This window comes from Hydrogenophaga sp. (genome assembly GCF_026125785.1).
Classification (GTDB): Bacteria; Pseudomonadota; Gammaproteobacteria; order Burkholderiales; family Burkholderiaceae_C; genus Hydrogenophaga.
The window spans coordinates 58,974-74,342 of the sequence record NZ_JAHCKL010000019.1; the positions used below are offsets into that span (position 1 = coordinate 58,974).

Below are 15,369 nucleotides of genomic sequence, written 5' to 3' on the forward strand. Positions count from 1 at the left end.
GTTCCGATGGAAAACGCTGCTCATGCTAGAAACCAAGGGCACTTCGCGTAACGTGATTTAGCGTGAGTGCGCGGGTCTTCGCGCTAACTGATGCGCTGATTGAAGCAATAGTGATCTGGCATGCTCGGCCGCGTACTCGCATGCACTTCGGTGATCCGGAATTCGTACCCGAAATCGGTCATCTGATTCAGCGGGACTTCGACATACGCAGTCGGCCCCGTACCTACCGGTTGAGGGCCGAAGTCCGGCCACGCTTTGAACAGAGCCCGATACTCCTTCTCTCGACTGTAGGTCTGACCGCACAGGTAGAAGGCACACAATCTGGAGATGCCTTGAAGCACGAACTCACGCCCATGTTGCTGCCGAATGGTCGAAACCAGATCAGTCAGTAGCGGGATGGGCGTCCCTGGCTGCGGTTCGTACACAATCTTCCGGAAATTGGGGTTCTTGGCCGTGATGTCGATGGTCAACCGAACACCATCGGACGCAGCGAAGTTTCGCCAGAAGTATTCCTCGTCTTCGTGCGACAGGTTTGCTTCTGTGAAAGATGCATAGAACAACTGCGGCAGCAACAGAGCGCGATACGTCGGTTCGCCACTTGCATCAGGCTCAAGGTATCCACGCAGTCCATGCGTCTGGCAGAAGGTGACGATCTCCCCATCGGTGAGTCGCTTCTCGATATTCGTCAATCGGAAGATTCCGGTCGAGAGAATGTTTTCTGCCGCCTCACGCGACGTGTAGTGATAGACGGTCGCCGAGCTGATGCTTGGCCATAGATGGGCTGTAATCGCATCCGACAACCTCGGGGTCGGTTTCGCCATGTCGCTGACGGTCTTGTCTGTCACGGTGATGTCGCGCAGTTGCATGGCATCGGAAACGCCATGCTTCGAGAGGATCGCATTGATGTCGGCGACGATGGCGTTTAGGGTCATGATTTGTATTGCCGCCAATCAGCGAACCGGCATCTGGCCGTTGGAGACAAACTGATCGAAGCTGTCAAAGCTCTCGCCGTCTTGCCAAGACCGATCCCATGACCGTGGTTCAGCACTTTCCAGTAGCAGAAGGGTCAGGACGCGATCTCCTGTGGTGTAGCTGTGCTTGAACTCGCGCAACTTCATGTGTGGTGCCTCCTCCGGGCACCAGATCGCGGCAGACATCTCCGTGCCATCCCACTCCTGCTCAACGGTGGAATCAGCAGCCAGGGTGCCGGGTAATGGTTCCTGCGGATCGTCAGTGCGCCGAATGCGGGCGCGCGTCTTGACCGCGCTGCTGCTGCGCCATTCGTACTTCACGAAACCGTTGTCCCAATAGACAAGGATTGCCCGCTGCGTGGTGAATTTGATGAACCGAATGCACAGCGCCTCGAACGACACCTGGAACCGTTTGGCAAGGGCGCTCAGGACATGCAAGTCGATGCGCTGGTTTGAGATCCACTCGCGCAGCAAGTCGCCAGGCATCAGCAGGTTGCTGGCAAAGTCGTCCGCCTCACGTTCGATGACACGGATAGTGTCCGCGCCGGAGTACACGCTTTCCTTGTCGCAGTTGAAACTTTGCCGCTGATCACGGTGAAGGATGAAGTGGCCCAGTTCGTGAGCGATGGTGAAACGCTGGCGCTCGGGGTTTGCCTTGCCGTTATAGAAGATGCCCCACTCTGCGGTGTCCTGTGGGTTGCGCACCAGCATGCCTTCGCAGCTATTGATGTCCAGCACCATCGGGGCCTTGATCTCCCGCACCCCTTTGCCGTAAGGCGTCTCTGGAAGCATTTGCCGGACGACTTCCAGATCCACGGCATCTGGCATGCCGTCGGCGTGCCAGGCCCGCAACCATCTCAAGACGGTGCTGGCCGCGATGGAACCGGTGAGGGGCTGGGATACGCTCAATTGTCAGACCGCCTTAGCTCTTGTCAGGGAACATGATTTTGAGGGCCTGACGGTAGCGATCCTTCTCCTCGTCCGTCATTCCAGCGTACTCGCGGAAGAAAGCCACATCTTCTGGACTGGCTTGGGGAACCTGATCGACGGGCTCCCCCATCACATCCTCCATCGTCACGCCCAGCACCTTGGCTATCGCCTGAATTCGCTCGGCAGAAGGGCGCTGGCCGTCCTTCATCTCCAGTTCCCATATGTACGCCTTGGTACAGCCGACAGCGTCGGCGACCTGTTGCAAGGTCAATTTCTTCGCCTCGCGTAAGCGTCGCAGGCGTGCTCCGAACGCTGAAGCCATAGCGATGCTCCTGTAGGGGAAAACAGTCAGTTAACAAAAACAAGACCGCCAGTATAGCCGCGAGATACAAACGAGGTCTAGATGTGCCGATTTGATTGACAAGCGGAAATCTGAGGTTCAGAATCGCGCTTGTATCTCGCTACTTTACTTGTGCGAGGTGCGTGTTCAGTAACCCAGTCGCTGGCCAGTGCAGTCCGTACATCGGTCGCAGACCTTCGACGCCGATCCAGAAAGGACGATCAAGATGAAGAAGACCTTTGTCGACGTGATGCTCGAGCTGCCGGTGGATGCCACGTTGCGCGACTTCCTGACCACCCACAGCCTGCCGGTGCCCCATGGCTTTGCCTGGGATGACACACCTGAGACCAGCCAGTTTCTGGTCGAAGCGGTTAAGGTCTGGCCCGACATTGCTGCCCGCGACCGGATGACAGCCAACCTCATGGCCAGCGTTCAGTTGGGCGATGCGGCAGGCAAGCAGGCGATGTTTGAGGCGGCCGTGGCCGATGGTGCTGCGCTGGCGGGCTTGGCGCTGTGTGCAAGTGACGTCCACCGTTCCTTCTGGCTCTACGTCCACCACCCGGCGCTGTTCGAGCGCGCCTATGACTTCAGCTTTTGGGAACAGCATGGGCAGCAGACGCAGCAATACGACCTTGGCTTGAAACGCCAACCGAACGGTTCGGATGCCAATCTGACAGCGTTGCGTCATGCCATCTCGGCTTTCTACAAGCGCGAACTGCAATGCGGAGACGGCAGCGTGGCGCACTTGGTCGAGCGCAGTCCGGGGGTGTTCCTGTTGTCGGTCCATGTCAAGGACATGGCGATGCTGCGCCTGGAGTTTGAGGGAGCGACCCTGAAGCGCCGGGTCGGCAACCCCAACATTCACATGGTGCTGGAGTACGCCAAGTCCACCGGTGTCGTGCGCACGCTGGTGCGCGGCGGGGCAAAGTATCAGCAAATGCTGGTCGAGGCCTTCGCGGAGCATGTGCTGGGCGTGAAAGCAAGCGCTCACAAGATCAAGTCGCCGACTCTGGATCTGTCGATGCTGCGCACCGGGTTCGATGTGCCGGAGGTCTTTGAGGACGGTTTTTCGATGGTGCAGCTCAAGGCACTCACCCTGCTCAGCCCCGACACGGCGCTGAAGATCGAATGCACGGCGATGCAGTCCAGCCAGCAACGCTCGGTGCACGATTTGCTGAAGGAGAAACTCCCAGGCCCGCTGGAGGGTCAGTGGGCGGTGACAGCGGCACAGGTCAATCTCTATTACCCGCCCGAGCCGGGCAGGACTCGCCCCAAGGTGGTCACCATCGAAGTGACCAGCAAAGGGCGGCTGAACCTGCACAAGTTCGACGCCAAGATGCAGGCGCAACTGGAGGGTTACCTTGTCGCGGTGGGCATCTTGCAGAAGGGCCAGACCCTCAGTGCCCAGGAATTGCCGCCAGAGACCGACGCAGTCAGTTCATCATCGGCCTACGAGGACTGATCAATGGCGACGCACGATGCCTGGGCCTTGGTTTGCCGTCTGTTCGCGGGTGGCACGCCGGTACTGCGTGCCACGCTGTCGCCACGCGAGGTATCTGCTTTGTCTGTGCTCGGCAAAACGGTCAGGCCAGCAGCGCTGGATCAGTCTTTTGTGCTCTGCCCCCACTGCCAGCAGCATCGGGCGCAGGTCTGGAGTGACGGCCGGGGCGGTCGGATCTGCCGTTGCCCGGAGTGTGGCCAGGTGCCGGTCGAGGCAATCGATGGTGCGGCATTGGCCCTGGATGAAGACTGGCTGCGGCAGAAAATGCGCCTCGCGCTCGACATCGAGAGCCGCGACGACATCGATGACTTGGGCGACGGTGCTTGGCGGCTCGGTAATGCCCGCAGCTCGCCGGTCGTGCTGGCCCGAGAGCTGACGAGAGTGCTGCATGAGCCGTCCTTGCTGGATCGTGTTCGGGTGGCGGGAAGCAACATCCGGGTAATCACCCCCAGGCCGCGCACGACCCGTGGATCGCCCTTCGGCTCCGGTGTGGAATGGCTGGCGCTGGAAGAACGATTCACGTTCTATGGCGGCGGGATCGCCTTCATCCCTTCGGTACCGTCTGTAGCGCCAGCAGTGGCCGATCCGGCCGCACCTGTGAACGGGCCATTCTCGGCGGACTTCAAGTGGGCGACGCTGCCGGACGTGCAGGCAGCGCCGATCCGCTTTACTGACGGTCAAGCGAAGGTGTTCGAAGCGCTCTGGTCGTTCAAGGGGGCCGAGGTGGACGGCGAAAGGATCATGCAGCGCGCTGGCCAGAAGAGCGACAAGCCGATTGACCTGTTCAAGATCAAGTCGAAGGACAAGGGCAAGCCGGAGCACGAGGCTCGACTGGCAGCCTACGGGGCACTCGTCGTCACACAGCAACGCGCTGGACTGTATGCGATGCCGTGTTCGGCAACTGGAAAGGGGGCGAACGTCATGACATGAATTCTGCACCGAAGCGCCTGGCTCGCGCTGACTTCAAGAGCCTGACTTTTTCATTTTTTGGAGAGATTGAAATGAGCGGAAAGAACCAATGGGTCGTACCCATCAACGGCGGCGATCAATGGGGTGTGCGGGGAGAAGGCAACGACCGTCTCACCTCCATCCATAACACGCAGCAACAGGCGATTGACCGTGCGCGGGACATCGCCATCAACCAGCAGAGCGAGATGCTCATCCAAGGGCGGAACGGCCAGATCCGTGAGCGCAACAGCTACGGTGACGATCCGTTCCCGCCCAAGGGTTGACGTGGAGGCTGGCCTCGCGGGTTTGCCGTTCTGCTTTGCTCGTGCAAACCCGCGAGCCAACCATTTCCGTCGGCGCACGCATAAGTGATTGACGAACAACGCCGTCTGCGTGTGCCACGGCGAAGAAGTTAGCGCCGATTTCGAGAGAAGAGAGGGCGGAACGGAGGGCAACCGGGGATGTTCCTGCCAGGCCATAGGACCTCGGTCGCACACGCAGAATGTGCGGGAACCCCGCGTGTCATGCGGGAAGCACAAATGAAAACGCCCAACTGAGAACAGTTGGGCGCTGAATTTTGGTGGCCTGGGGCGGAATCGAACCACCGACACGCGGATTTTCAATCCGCTGCTCTACCAACTGAGCTACCGGGCCTTGGGAAAGAACGAGATTGTAGCAGCTTCCGACAGGGGTATTCCGGAGGCCAGGCCAGCTTGCTTCAGAGGGCGTTGCGCTTGCTGCGGGCCAGGTCCACGCCGAGCTGCTTGAGCTTGCGGTAGAGATGGGTGCGTTCCAGGCCGGTCTTTTCGGCCACGCGGGTCATGGAGCCGGCTTCCTTGGCCAGGTGGTATTCGAAGTAGGCCTTCTCGAACTCGTCGCGGGCTTCACGCAGGGGGCCGTCGAGATTGAAGGACTGGGATGACTGCGGACCGAGGTCCAGCGTGGTTTCGTGAAGGGCCGTGCCGCCGGTCATGACGGACTCGACGGTGAGTTCGAGGCCGCCGCTGCCCGCGCCGACGCCCGGGTGCAGACCCATGCTGCCGTTGCCGCCAAAGCCTGTGACGCCACCCGCGCGCAGACCTGGCACGAAGCTGCCGTTGCCGCCGCCATGACCGCTGCCGCCGCCGTTGGCGGGCTTGGCCGGGGTCTTGTGCAGGCCCTGGTCTACCGCCTTGAGCAGCTTCTGCATGGTGATGGGTTTTTCGAGGAAGGCAGCGGCGCCAATGCGGGTGGCTTCAACAGCGGTGTCGATGGTGGCGTGGCCGCTCATCATGATGACGGGCATGGAGAGCAGGCCGGTGCTGGCCCATTCCTTGAGCAGGGTGACGCCGTCGGTATCGGGCATCCAGATGTCGAGCAGCACGAGGTCGGGGCGAAGCTGGCTGCGCACGGCGCGGGCCTGTGCCGCGTTCTCGGCGAGTTCGACCGTGTGGCCTTCGTCGTTGAGGATTTCCGAGAGCAGGTCCCGTATCCCGAGTTCATCGTCTACGACCAGAATAGTTGCCATGGCGCGCTGAAATCCCCTAGATCTGTCTGTTGTCAATTCGCAACTGCGAATGATAACGACACTTGGGCGCCTGAGACCCTGCCTTCGGTCATGCGGTTGGCCAAATCCACGCGGCCGCCGTGCTCGTCCATGATCTTCTTGACCACCGCCAGGCCCAGGCCGGTGCCTTTGGTCTTGGTGGTGACGTAGGGTTCGAAGGCGCGCTTGAGGATGTGGTCGGCGAACCCGGGGCCCTGGTCGAGCACGCTCAGGCGCACCCACTTGCCGGAGTCGGAGCGGCGGGTGCGCAGCAGCACCTCGGCGCCGGGCTGCCCGGCCATGGCGTCCTGCGCGTTCTGCACCAGGTTGTGCAGGGTCTGGCGCACCTGCTCGGGGTCGGCCTGCACTTTGGGCAGGTCGTCGGCCAGTTCCAGTCGCACAGGCACGGCGGCGTTGTCGTAGAGCACGAGGATGTCGCGCACCAGGGCGTTGAGGTCGATGGGTGCGAGGCGCACGGCGGGCAGGCGGGCGTAGTCGCGGAATTCGTTGACGAGGCGCTTCATGGCGTCGACCTGGTCGACGATGGTGCGCACGGACTTGTCGAGCACGGCCTGTTCGGTGGGCTGCACCTTGCCATCGAGTTTCATGGCCAGGCGCTCGGCCGAGAGCTGGATGGGCGTGAGCGGGTTCTTGATTTCATGCGCCAGACGGCGCGCCACCTCGCCCCAGGCCTTGGCGCGCTGGGCGGACACCATTTCCGAGACGTCGTCGAAGACCAGCAGGCGCTCTCCGTTGGGCAGCAGCGCGCCGCGTGCGATCAGGGTGATGCCTTCGTCGAACGGCGTGTTGCCGTTGGCGCTGAGTTCAAAGGATTGTTGCCAATGCCCCCCTTCGGGTGGTGGCGTCTGTTCGCCCAGGAAGCGCTCGAACTGCTGCAGCACGCCGGAAGCAAAAGCCTCCAGGCCGGGCACGTCGGCCAGCGGCGCGCCCATGTGGCGCGCCAGCGGTGTGCGCAGGATGCGTTCGGCGCCTGGGTTGACGCTGTGCAGGCAGCCGTCCTCGTCCAGCACCACCACACCCGCGGTGAGGTTGTCCAGGATGGTCTGCAGGTTGGCCCGTGCCGCATCGACCTGTTCCATGCTCTTCTGGACGGCGCCGCGCGCATCGGCCAGGTCCTGGGTCATGTGGGCAAAGGTGCGGGTGAGGCTGGCGAGTTCGTCGCGCGAGGTCAGCGCGGTCTTGGGCGCCAGGTTGCCAGCCGCCACTTCACGCATGCCCTCGGCCAGCACGAGCAGGGGACGCACCAGTTGGTTGCCGAGCAGCACAGCGAGCAACACGGCGCCAAACACGGCCAGGAACAGCGCCAGCGTGAGGGTGCCGATGTACATGCGGCGCAGGCCTTCGCGGGCGAAGGCCCGTTCCTGGTATTCGCGGTTGGCCACCTGCACGGCCAGGGCGTCGGTCACCAGTGCACGCGGCAGCGGCGCGACCACCTGCAGGTAGCGTGGCTCGGCGTTGAAGCCGAAGTTGGGCGGGCTGACCAGGGCCAGCACCTTGATGCGCGCCTCGCTCACCGCGATCAGTGCTTCGATGTCGGTCTCGGCGCCCTCTTCCAGCCCGTCCACCTGGGTCACCACGCGCGAGGCGCGCACGTTGCGCAACTGGGTCTGCGTGGGCCGCTCCGGATTGATGTCGAAACGCGACAGGCCGGCACTGCCCAGGGCCTGGCCGTTGGCGTTCCAGAGGATGAGGTCGGACGCACCGAGTTGCTCGCGCAAGCGGTCCAGCGCCAGCACGGCCGAGGCGTTGGGCATGCGGGAGAGGCTTTCCGCGGCCACGCGGGTCTTGCTGCCGAGATCGGCGCCCAGCGTGTCGAGGGTGGTGCGGCCCAGATTGAGGCCGGCGGCCAGCGCGGACTCCACCCGCACATCGAACCAGCTTTCGATGGAGCGGGAGACGAACTGGTAGGAGACGGTGTAGATGAGCACCCCGGGCAGCACGCCCACCAGGCCGATGATGGCGGCCAGCTTGATCAGCAGGCGGGTGCCGAACTTGCCTCGCTTGAGGCGCAGGCCCAGGCGCACGGCGATCCAGCCGACGATCAGCAGCAGGAAGGCGGCCACCGCGACGTTGACGGCAACCAGCCAGGTGAAGTTCTGTTCGTACAGCGCGCGGTTGTTGGTGGCCAGCGTGAGCAGGAACAGCAGCACCATGCCCACTCCGGTCATGAAGACCAGGCCGGCACCCACGGCCCAGCGCACGGCGGCCGGCTTGGCGCGGTGCGGTGTGCTGGGGGCGGCGGGATCCGTCACGATGGGCAGGCAGGGCCGGGGCGTACTGGGTCAGCGGGGTGCGTCCGTCGCGGTGCCGTTGGGGTTGGCGCCGCCACCCCCCGCATCCACCGACTTCAGGCCTTCGGCGCTGCTGGGAGCGGCCAGTGGTTTCTCGATCTCGATGGTCTCGGAGACCGGCAACTGGCGCTGCAACTCGACGGCCCATTCCGGCTGGTTGGCCATGCCGATCTGGAACGGGCGCGGCAGCAGGGAAAGGTCGAGCCGGAAGGCGAATTCGACCTGGTGCGCGGCGTCGTGCTCCAACCGGTCGGCGCTGGCGATGCGCCAGCGCGCAACACGCGCCACGCCGGCCAGTGCTTCGGTCAGGCTGTCGAAGTTCTGGTGCAAGGCGTATTGCAGGCCGGCACCACCAGCGGGCGCGCCGGGGTCGTTGGAGAGGCTGACGCGCCAGCGGCGGGTCAGCGGCTGGTAGGCCAGGCGCAGGGTGCGGGTGGCGGAGGCCACGCGCTTGTCGGTCCAGTACCAGCGGGAGCGGTACACGTCGGCATGCCAGACGAAGTACAGCGGCACGGCACGCAGGAGCGCATCTTCCACCACCGGCGAGGGGGTGAGCTCCATGCGGGCAGAAAGAAACAGGCCTTCCTGGGTGCGCAGCAGGCTGAGCTGTTCGAGCTGCGGCGCCTGGGCCTGGACAGGCCAGAACACGAGCCAGAGCAGCGCCAGCCCCGCCAGGCGCAGGCGGCCCAGCATTTGGCCCCCCCATCCGCTGGCGCGGGGGGCCCGTTCAGGGCCCGGCCTTGTCGATCCGGGCATAGAAGAAGCCGTCATATCCACCCGGATGATTGTCGTTGAACTGCCCCGCAGCCGAGGCCGAACCGGGCAGCAAATGCCCCACCGAGGGGCGAACGCGTGCATCAGTGTGGTGCTCAAGGAACGCCTGCACCTGCGCCGATCCTTCGGCGCGAAACACCGAGCAGGTGGCATAGAGCAACCGCCCACCCGGCCGCAGCAGCGGCCACAGGGTGTCCAGCAGCGCGCGCTGGGTGGCCGCGAGAGCGGCCACGTCGCTTTCACGGCGCAGCCAGCGCACATCCGGATGGCGGCGCACGATGCCGGAAGCGGTGCAGGGCGTATCGAGCAGGATGGCGTCGAAAAGACGGCCATCCCACCAGGCTTCGGGCCGGGCGGCATCGGCGCAGCGCACTTCGGCGCGCAAGCCCAGACGAGCCAGGGTGTCCTGGATGCGCGCGCAACGCCGGGCGTCCACATCCAGTGCCAGCAGGTCCAGGTCGGCCGATTCCAGCAAATGGGCGGTCTTGCCGCCGGGCGCGGCGCAGGCGTCGAGCACGCGGTGAATGCGGGCTTCCTCGCGCCCCTCCAGCAAGAGGCCGGCCGCCATCTGAGCGGCGGCGTCCTGCACGGAGCAGTGTCCCTGGGCAAAGCCGGGCAAACGTTCCACCGGCTGCGGGGCGTCCAGCACCAGGCCGTCGCTGCCCACGGGGGTGCTTGCGAGCCCGATGTCCTGCAGGGCCTGCCGGTAGGCCTCGCGGCTGCTGTGGCGGCGGTTGACGCGCAGCGTCATGGGGCCGGGCTGGTTGCTCGCCTCCAGGATGGCCTGCCACTGCGCCGGGTGGTCGCGCTGCAGGCGCTCGATCCACCAGCGCGGGTGGTTCCAGCGCGCCACAGGGTCGTCTGCCAGGCTGGCCAACAGGGGGGTGCGCTCTCGCAGGAAGCGACGCAGGCAGGCATTGACGAAGCCGGCCTGGCGGGCGGTGCCGCGTTCTTCCCGTGCAGCGTTCACGGTCTGGTCGACGACGGTGTGCGCCGCGTACTGCGGTACCCGGGCACCCGCCGAACCTGCCGCACCGCGCTCATCGCCCTCGTCCAGCAGCAGGGCGACGGCACTGCAAAGCAACGCGTGCACCGCCGGCTGTGGCTTGCGGGGCGCCAGGCTGGCCACCACCGCGCGCGCGGTGCCCAGGTGTCGCAGCACATGGAAGGTCAGCGCCTGCACGCCGGGCCGCAGCGGGGCGGCGACCTCGGGCAGCACGTCGCTGAGCGATCGCCCCTGCTCGACGGCACGCACACAGCGCGCGGTGGCCAACAGTTGCGTGGACAGGCTGGGCGTGGACGCGCCGGAGGATGTCGGATGGCGGGTGTCGGTCAAGATGGGCGGGCGAGAGGGGCTGGGTGGGACGACAGTGTCACACACTGGCGCTGCCGCCACGGGAGAGCGGCAGCGGGCCCATCTCGCGGCCATAGACACGGCGAATGCGCTGCGAGAGTGGCGGGTGGGAGTCGAACCAGCGCGCGACCTGGCCGCCCTCGTTGGCCACCAGCAGCATGTGCTGCACCAGCGAGCCGGTGGGGTGGGCAGATAGGCCTGCGCGCTGCTGCCCGAGCACCTTGCGCAGCACGCCGCCCAGGCCGTCACGGCTGCGTGTCCATTGCACGGCGCGCGCGTCGGCCAGGTATTCGCGCTGGCGCGATACCGCCGCCTGCAGGGCGTGGCCGGCGACCCAGCCCAGCCAGCCCGCGGCCATGACGGCCAGGCCGATCAGCGCCGCCGCCCACCGCCGGCCGTTCTCGTCGGGCTCGAACAGGTGCTGGCCCATGCGGTAGAGCGACTCCAGACCAAACACCATGCCGACCAGCCGCATGTTCAAACGGGTGTCGCCCTCGCCAATGTGGCTGAACTCGTGCGCCACCAGGCCTTGCAGTTCCTCGCGCGTGAGGTGCTCCAGCGCGCCGCGCGTGACCGCGACCACCGCGTCGTTTTCGTCCCAGCCGGCCGCAAAGGCATTGATGCCTTCGTCGCGCGCCAGCACCATGGGCTGGGGGCGTTGCATGCGCGAGGAGATGCTCATCTCGTCGACGATGTTGCAGAAGCGCTGCTCGTCGAGGTTGCCCGACGGCTGGGCCAGGCGCGCACCCATCTGCTCGGCCAGGCGCACGCCTCCGCCCTCTGCCAGACGCGAAGTCTCCACCCACCACCCCCCGAGCACGAAGAGCAGGGTGACAGCGGTGTTCACGGCAAAGAAGTGGCGCGGGTAGCGCATCTCGCCCGGCAGCCAGAAGCCCCAGCTCAGGCCCCAGGCCAGCGCCAGCGAGGCGTTCACGGCCACCACGAGCAAGATCACCGTGATCGCAAACGCGACCAGCAGGCGCCGGGTCTGGCCACGCGCATCGCGCTGAAACTCGAAGAAGCGCATGTCAGGCAGTCAGGGAAGGCCGCGCCTCACAGCTGAATACGAAGTGCCTCCCGCTCAGCCTCGCTGCGGGTCGATTCGAGCATGGCCTGTGGCTGGAAGCCGAACAGCCGCGCGATGATGAGCGTGGGAAATTGCGCGGCGGCGTCGTTGAATTCGAGCACCTGGTCGTTGTAGGCCTGTCGCGCGAAGCCGACGCGGTTCTCCGTGCTGGCCAGCTCTTCGCTGAGCTCGCGCATGTTCTGGTCGGCCTTGAGGTCGGGGTAGGCCTCGACCACGGCGAACAGTTTGCCCAGGGCGCCACCCAGCAACTGTTCGGCGCCCGCCAGAGCGCCCAATGCGCCGGCATTGAGCGGATTGCCCGCAGCCGTCTGTTCGGCGCTGCGGGCCTGGTTGCGCGCCGCGATCACGGCTTCCAGCGTCTGGGCTTCGTGCGCGAGGTAGCGGCGCGCGACCTCGACGAGATTCGGGATGAGGTCGTAGCGCCGCTTGAGCTGCACGTCGATCTGCCCGAAGGCGTTCGCAATGCCGTTCTTCAGGCGCACCAGCCGGTTGTAGGCGCCCACCGCCCAGAAGAACACCACCAGGCCGATGGCCAGCACGACCCACAGGGAAATCATCATCTTCGGACTCCTTGACCGCTGAGCAAAGGCACGCCCGGCAGAGGGTCCGCGGGCGCGGGCCAATATACCCCAGCCCCCCGGTGCGGCCAGACATGCCGAGACCCGCGCACAACGAAAAACGCCCCCGGCCGGATGGCCGGGGGCGTCGAGGGATTCAGCGGCGCGCGAAGCGCCGCCTCACGCCGGGAAGATCAGTCCGTGGACTCGTTGGCGTTGCTGGCATCCGCCTGCTCGGCCTGGTCTGCCGCGAGCGACAGCGCGTCGGCCTCGGCGATGGCACGGCGCTCCTCGTCGTCCATCTTCTCCTTGACCTTGCGCGCCTCGTGGTACGCCATGCCGGTGCCCGCGGGGATCAGGCGGCCGACGATGACGTTCTCCTTCAAGCCGCGCAGATCGTCGCGCTTGCCCATGATGGCCGCTTCGGTCAGCACGCGCGTGGTTTCCTGGAAGGACGCCGCGGAGATGAACGAGTCGGTGGACAGCGAAGCCTTGGTGATGCCCAGCAGCACGTTGCTGTAGGTCGCGGGCAGCTTGCCCTCGGACCGCAGCGCGTCGTTGGTGTTGAGGATCTCGGAGCGCTCGACCTGCTCGCCCGCGATGTAGGAAGAGTCGCCCGGGTTCTCGACCACGACGCGGCGCAGCATCTGGCGAACGATCACCTCGATGTGCTTGTCGTTGATCTTCACGCCCTGCAGACGGTAGACGTCCTGCACCTCGTCGACGATGTAGCGCGACAGCTCCTCGATGCCCAGCAGGCGCAGGATGTCCTGCGGATCGGCGGGACCGTCCACGATGCTCTCGCCCTTGTTGACCACCTGGCCTTCGTGCACCAGGATGTTCTTCTCCTTGGGAATGAGCTCGTCCCACACCTTGCCTTCGGGATCGGTGATCTGCAGGCGAACCTTGCCCTTGGTCTCCTTGCCGAACGACACGGTACCGGTCATCTCCGCCAGCATGCCCTTGTCCTTGGGGCTGCGGGCTTCAAAGAGTTCGGCCACACGCGGCAGACCGCCGGTGATGTCACGGGTCTTCTGGCCTTCGACCGGGATGCGCGCCAGCACATGGCCGGGGCCGACGTCCTGACCGTCACGCACTTCGAGCAGCGCGCCCACCTGGAAGCCCACCGTCACCGAGTGATCGGTACCGGGGATCTTGACCTCGTTGCCACCCGCGTCGAGCAGCTTGACCAACGGACGCACGACCTTGGCCGAGCCGCGGTGCTTGGGATCGATCACCACCAGCGAGGACAGGCCGGTCACGTCGTTGACCTGCTTGGCCACGGTCAGGCCTTCCTCGACGTTCTCGAACTTCACCTGGCCGGCGAATTCCGTGATGATGGGGCGCGTCAGCGGATCCCAGTTGGCCAGGATGGTGCCGGCCTTGATCTGCTGGTCGGCCTTGACGGACAGGGTCGCGCCGTACGGCACCTTGTGGCGCTCGCGCTCACGGCCATGCTCGTCGTGGATGATGATCTCGCCGGAACGGGCGATCACCACCAGCTCACCCTTGTTGTTGGTCACGTAGCGCATCGTGGCATTGAAGCCGATCACGCCCGCGGACTTGGCCTCCACGTTGGAGGCCACGGCCGCACGCGACGCAGCACCACCGATGTGGAAGGTGCGCATGGTCAGCTGGGTGCCGGGTTCGCCGATGGACTGCGCTGCGATCACGCCAACGGCTTCGCCGATGTTGACCAAGCCACCACGGCCGAGGTCGCGGCCGTAGCACTTGGCGCAGATGCCGAAGCGCGTCTCGCAGGTCAGTGCGGTGCGCACCTTGACCTCGTCCACGCCAGCGGCCTCGAGCTCGTCGAGCATGTCCTCGTCCAGCAGCAGGCCGGCAGGCACCAGCACGCCGCGGGTTTCCGGGTGGATCACGTCCTCGGCCGTGGTGCGGCCCAGAATGCGGTCGCGCAGCGATTCGATGACCTCGCCACCCTCGACGATGGCGCGCATCAGCGTGCCGTTGGCGGTGCCGCAGTCGAGCTGGTTGACCACCAGATCCTGCGTCACGTCCACCAGGCGGCGCGTGAGGTAGCCGGAGTTCGCGGTCTTCAACGCCGTATCGGCCAGGCCCTTGCGGGCGCCGTGGGTGGAGATGAAGTACTGCAGCACGTTGAGGCCTTCACGGAAGTTCGCCGTGATGGGGGTCTCGATGATGGAGCCGTCCGGCTTGGCCATCAGGCCGCGCATGCCGGCGAGCTGGCGGATCTGCGCCGCCGAGCCGCGCGCGCCGGAATCGGCCATCATGTAGATGGAGTTGAACGACTCCTGGTCCACTTCCTTGCCACTGCGGTCGGTCACCTTCTGCTTGGCGAGCTGGGCCATCATGACCTTGGAGATCTCGTCACCGGCCTTGCCCCAGATGTCCACCACCTTGTTGTAGCGCTCGCCAGCGGTCACCAGACCGGAGGCATATTGCTGGGCGATTTCCTTCACCTCGTTTTCGGCGCGGTCGATGATGGCGGGCTTCTCCTTGGGCACCAGCATGTCGTCCACCGCGATGGAGATGCCGGCGCGCGTGGCCAGGCGGAAACCGTTCTGCAGCAGCTTGTCGGCGAAGACCACGGTCTCCTTGAGACCGCACTTGCGGAACGAGGCGTTGATCAGGCGCGAGATTTCCTTCTTCTTCAGCGCCTTGTTCAGCACCTCGAAGGGCAGGCCCTTGGGCAGGATCTCGGAGAGCAGCGCACGGCCCACGGTGGTGTCCACCAGGGCGATGGAGGCACGCCATTCGCCGCTGGCCTTGTCCAGCGTGTGCTGGGTCAGGCGCACGCTGATGCGCGCGGTGATCTCCACCACACCGTTGTCCAGCGCCCGCTGCAGCTCGGCCAGGTCGGCGAAGATCATGCCTTCGCCCTTGGCGTTGATGCGCTCGCGGGTGGCGTAGTACAGACCCAGCACCACGTCCTGCGACGGCACGATGGAGGGCTCGCCGTTGGCCGGGAACAGGATGTTGTTGGAGGCCAGCATGAGGGTCCGGGCCTCGAGCTGGGCTTCCACCGACAGCGGCACGTGCACGGCCATCTGGTCACCGTCGAAATCGGCGTTGAAGGCCGCGCAGACCA

The 15,369-nt window shown here is 65.1% G+C and carries 13 protein-coding genes and 1 tRNA gene; 3 read left to right on the forward strand and 11 right to left on the reverse strand.

Going from position 1 to position 15,369, the window contains the following annotated elements:
• Positions 1-83: 83 nt before the first annotated feature.
• The 3 genes from KIT53_RS15895 to KIT53_RS15905 are packed head-to-tail and all read right to left on the reverse strand — an operon-like array spanning position 84 to position 2,223.
• A complete protein-coding gene (locus tag KIT53_RS15895) occupies positions 84-932 on the reverse strand; it encodes a hypothetical protein (RefSeq protein ID WP_228112034.1) in 849 nt (282 codons plus the stop codon).
• Between the two features lie 18 nt (positions 933-950).
• Positions 951-1,880, reverse strand: a complete 930-nt coding sequence (locus KIT53_RS15900; protein ID WP_297754441.1) for an ImmA/IrrE family metallo-endopeptidase — start codon at positions 1,878-1,880, stop codon at positions 951-953.
• A 13-nt stretch (positions 1,881-1,893) separates the two neighbouring features.
• Positions 1,894-2,223 carry a helix-turn-helix transcriptional regulator gene (locus KIT53_RS15905; RefSeq protein WP_062794267.1) on the reverse strand — a complete coding sequence of 110 codons (330 nt, stop codon included), beginning with the start codon at positions 2,221-2,223 and terminating at the stop codon, positions 1,894-1,896.
• 244 nt (positions 2,224-2,467) lie between these two features.
• Here KIT53_RS15905 and KIT53_RS15910 point away from each other — a divergent pair, with 244 nt between their 5' ends.
• The 3 genes from KIT53_RS15910 to KIT53_RS15920 all read left to right on the forward strand — a co-directional run bounded on the left by KIT53_RS15910 (position 2,468) and on the right by KIT53_RS15920 (position 4,974).
• The gene (locus KIT53_RS15910) at positions 2,468-3,703 is read left to right on the forward strand and encodes a hypothetical protein (RefSeq protein WP_062794268.1); all 1,236 of its coding nucleotides are present in this window, start codon (positions 2,468-2,470) and stop codon (positions 3,701-3,703) included.
• Between the two features lie 3 nt (positions 3,704-3,706).
• On the forward strand, positions 3,707-4,672 hold the full coding sequence (locus KIT53_RS15915) for a hypothetical protein (protein WP_297754447.1): 966 nt from the start codon (positions 3,707-3,709) through the stop codon (positions 4,670-4,672).
• A 71-nt stretch (positions 4,673-4,743) separates the two neighbouring features.
• Positions 4,744-4,974, forward strand: coding sequence for a DUF2188 domain-containing protein (locus KIT53_RS15920; RefSeq protein WP_153163706.1), 231 nt, complete (start codon positions 4,744-4,746; stop codon positions 4,972-4,974).
• A 294-nt stretch (positions 4,975-5,268) separates the two neighbouring features.
• Here KIT53_RS15920 and KIT53_RS15925 read toward each other — a convergent pair.
• From KIT53_RS15925 to rpoC, 8 genes are all read right to left on the reverse strand, one after another.
• Positions 5,269-5,344: transfer RNA gene (locus tag KIT53_RS15925), tRNA-Phe, on the reverse strand.
• 64 nt (positions 5,345-5,408) lie between these two features.
• The gene (locus tag KIT53_RS15930) at positions 5,409-6,197 is read right to left on the reverse strand and encodes a response regulator (protein ID WP_297754452.1); all 789 of its coding nucleotides are present in this window, start codon (positions 6,195-6,197) and stop codon (positions 5,409-5,411) included.
• 32 nt (positions 6,198-6,229) lie between these two features.
• A complete protein-coding gene (locus KIT53_RS15935; RefSeq protein ID WP_297754455.1) occupies positions 6,230-8,488 on the reverse strand; it encodes an ATP-binding protein in 2,259 nt (752 codons plus the stop codon).
• A gap of 30 nt (positions 8,489-8,518) precedes the next feature.
• A complete protein-coding gene (locus tag KIT53_RS15940) occupies positions 8,519-9,220 on the reverse strand; it encodes a DUF4390 domain-containing protein (protein WP_297754457.1) in 702 nt (233 codons plus the stop codon).
• Between the two features lie 34 nt (positions 9,221-9,254).
• The gene (gene rsmB / locus KIT53_RS15945; RefSeq protein WP_297754460.1) at positions 9,255-10,637 is read right to left on the reverse strand and encodes a 16S rRNA (cytosine(967)-C(5))-methyltransferase RsmB; all 1,383 of its coding nucleotides are present in this window, start codon (positions 10,635-10,637) and stop codon (positions 9,255-9,257) included.
• A gap of 37 nt (positions 10,638-10,674) precedes the next feature.
• The gene (locus KIT53_RS15950; protein ID WP_297754463.1) at positions 10,675-11,682 is read right to left on the reverse strand and encodes a M48 family metalloprotease; all 1,008 of its coding nucleotides are present in this window, start codon (positions 11,680-11,682) and stop codon (positions 10,675-10,677) included.
• A gap of 26 nt (positions 11,683-11,708) precedes the next feature.
• Positions 11,709-12,302, reverse strand: coding sequence for a LemA family protein (locus tag KIT53_RS15955; protein ID WP_297754466.1), 594 nt, complete (start codon positions 12,300-12,302; stop codon positions 11,709-11,711).
• A 191-nt stretch (positions 12,303-12,493) separates the two neighbouring features.
• Positions 12,494-15,369: DNA-directed RNA polymerase subunit beta' (gene rpoC / locus KIT53_RS15960; RefSeq protein WP_297754470.1), on the reverse strand; the 2,876-nt coding region annotated here is incomplete at its 5' end.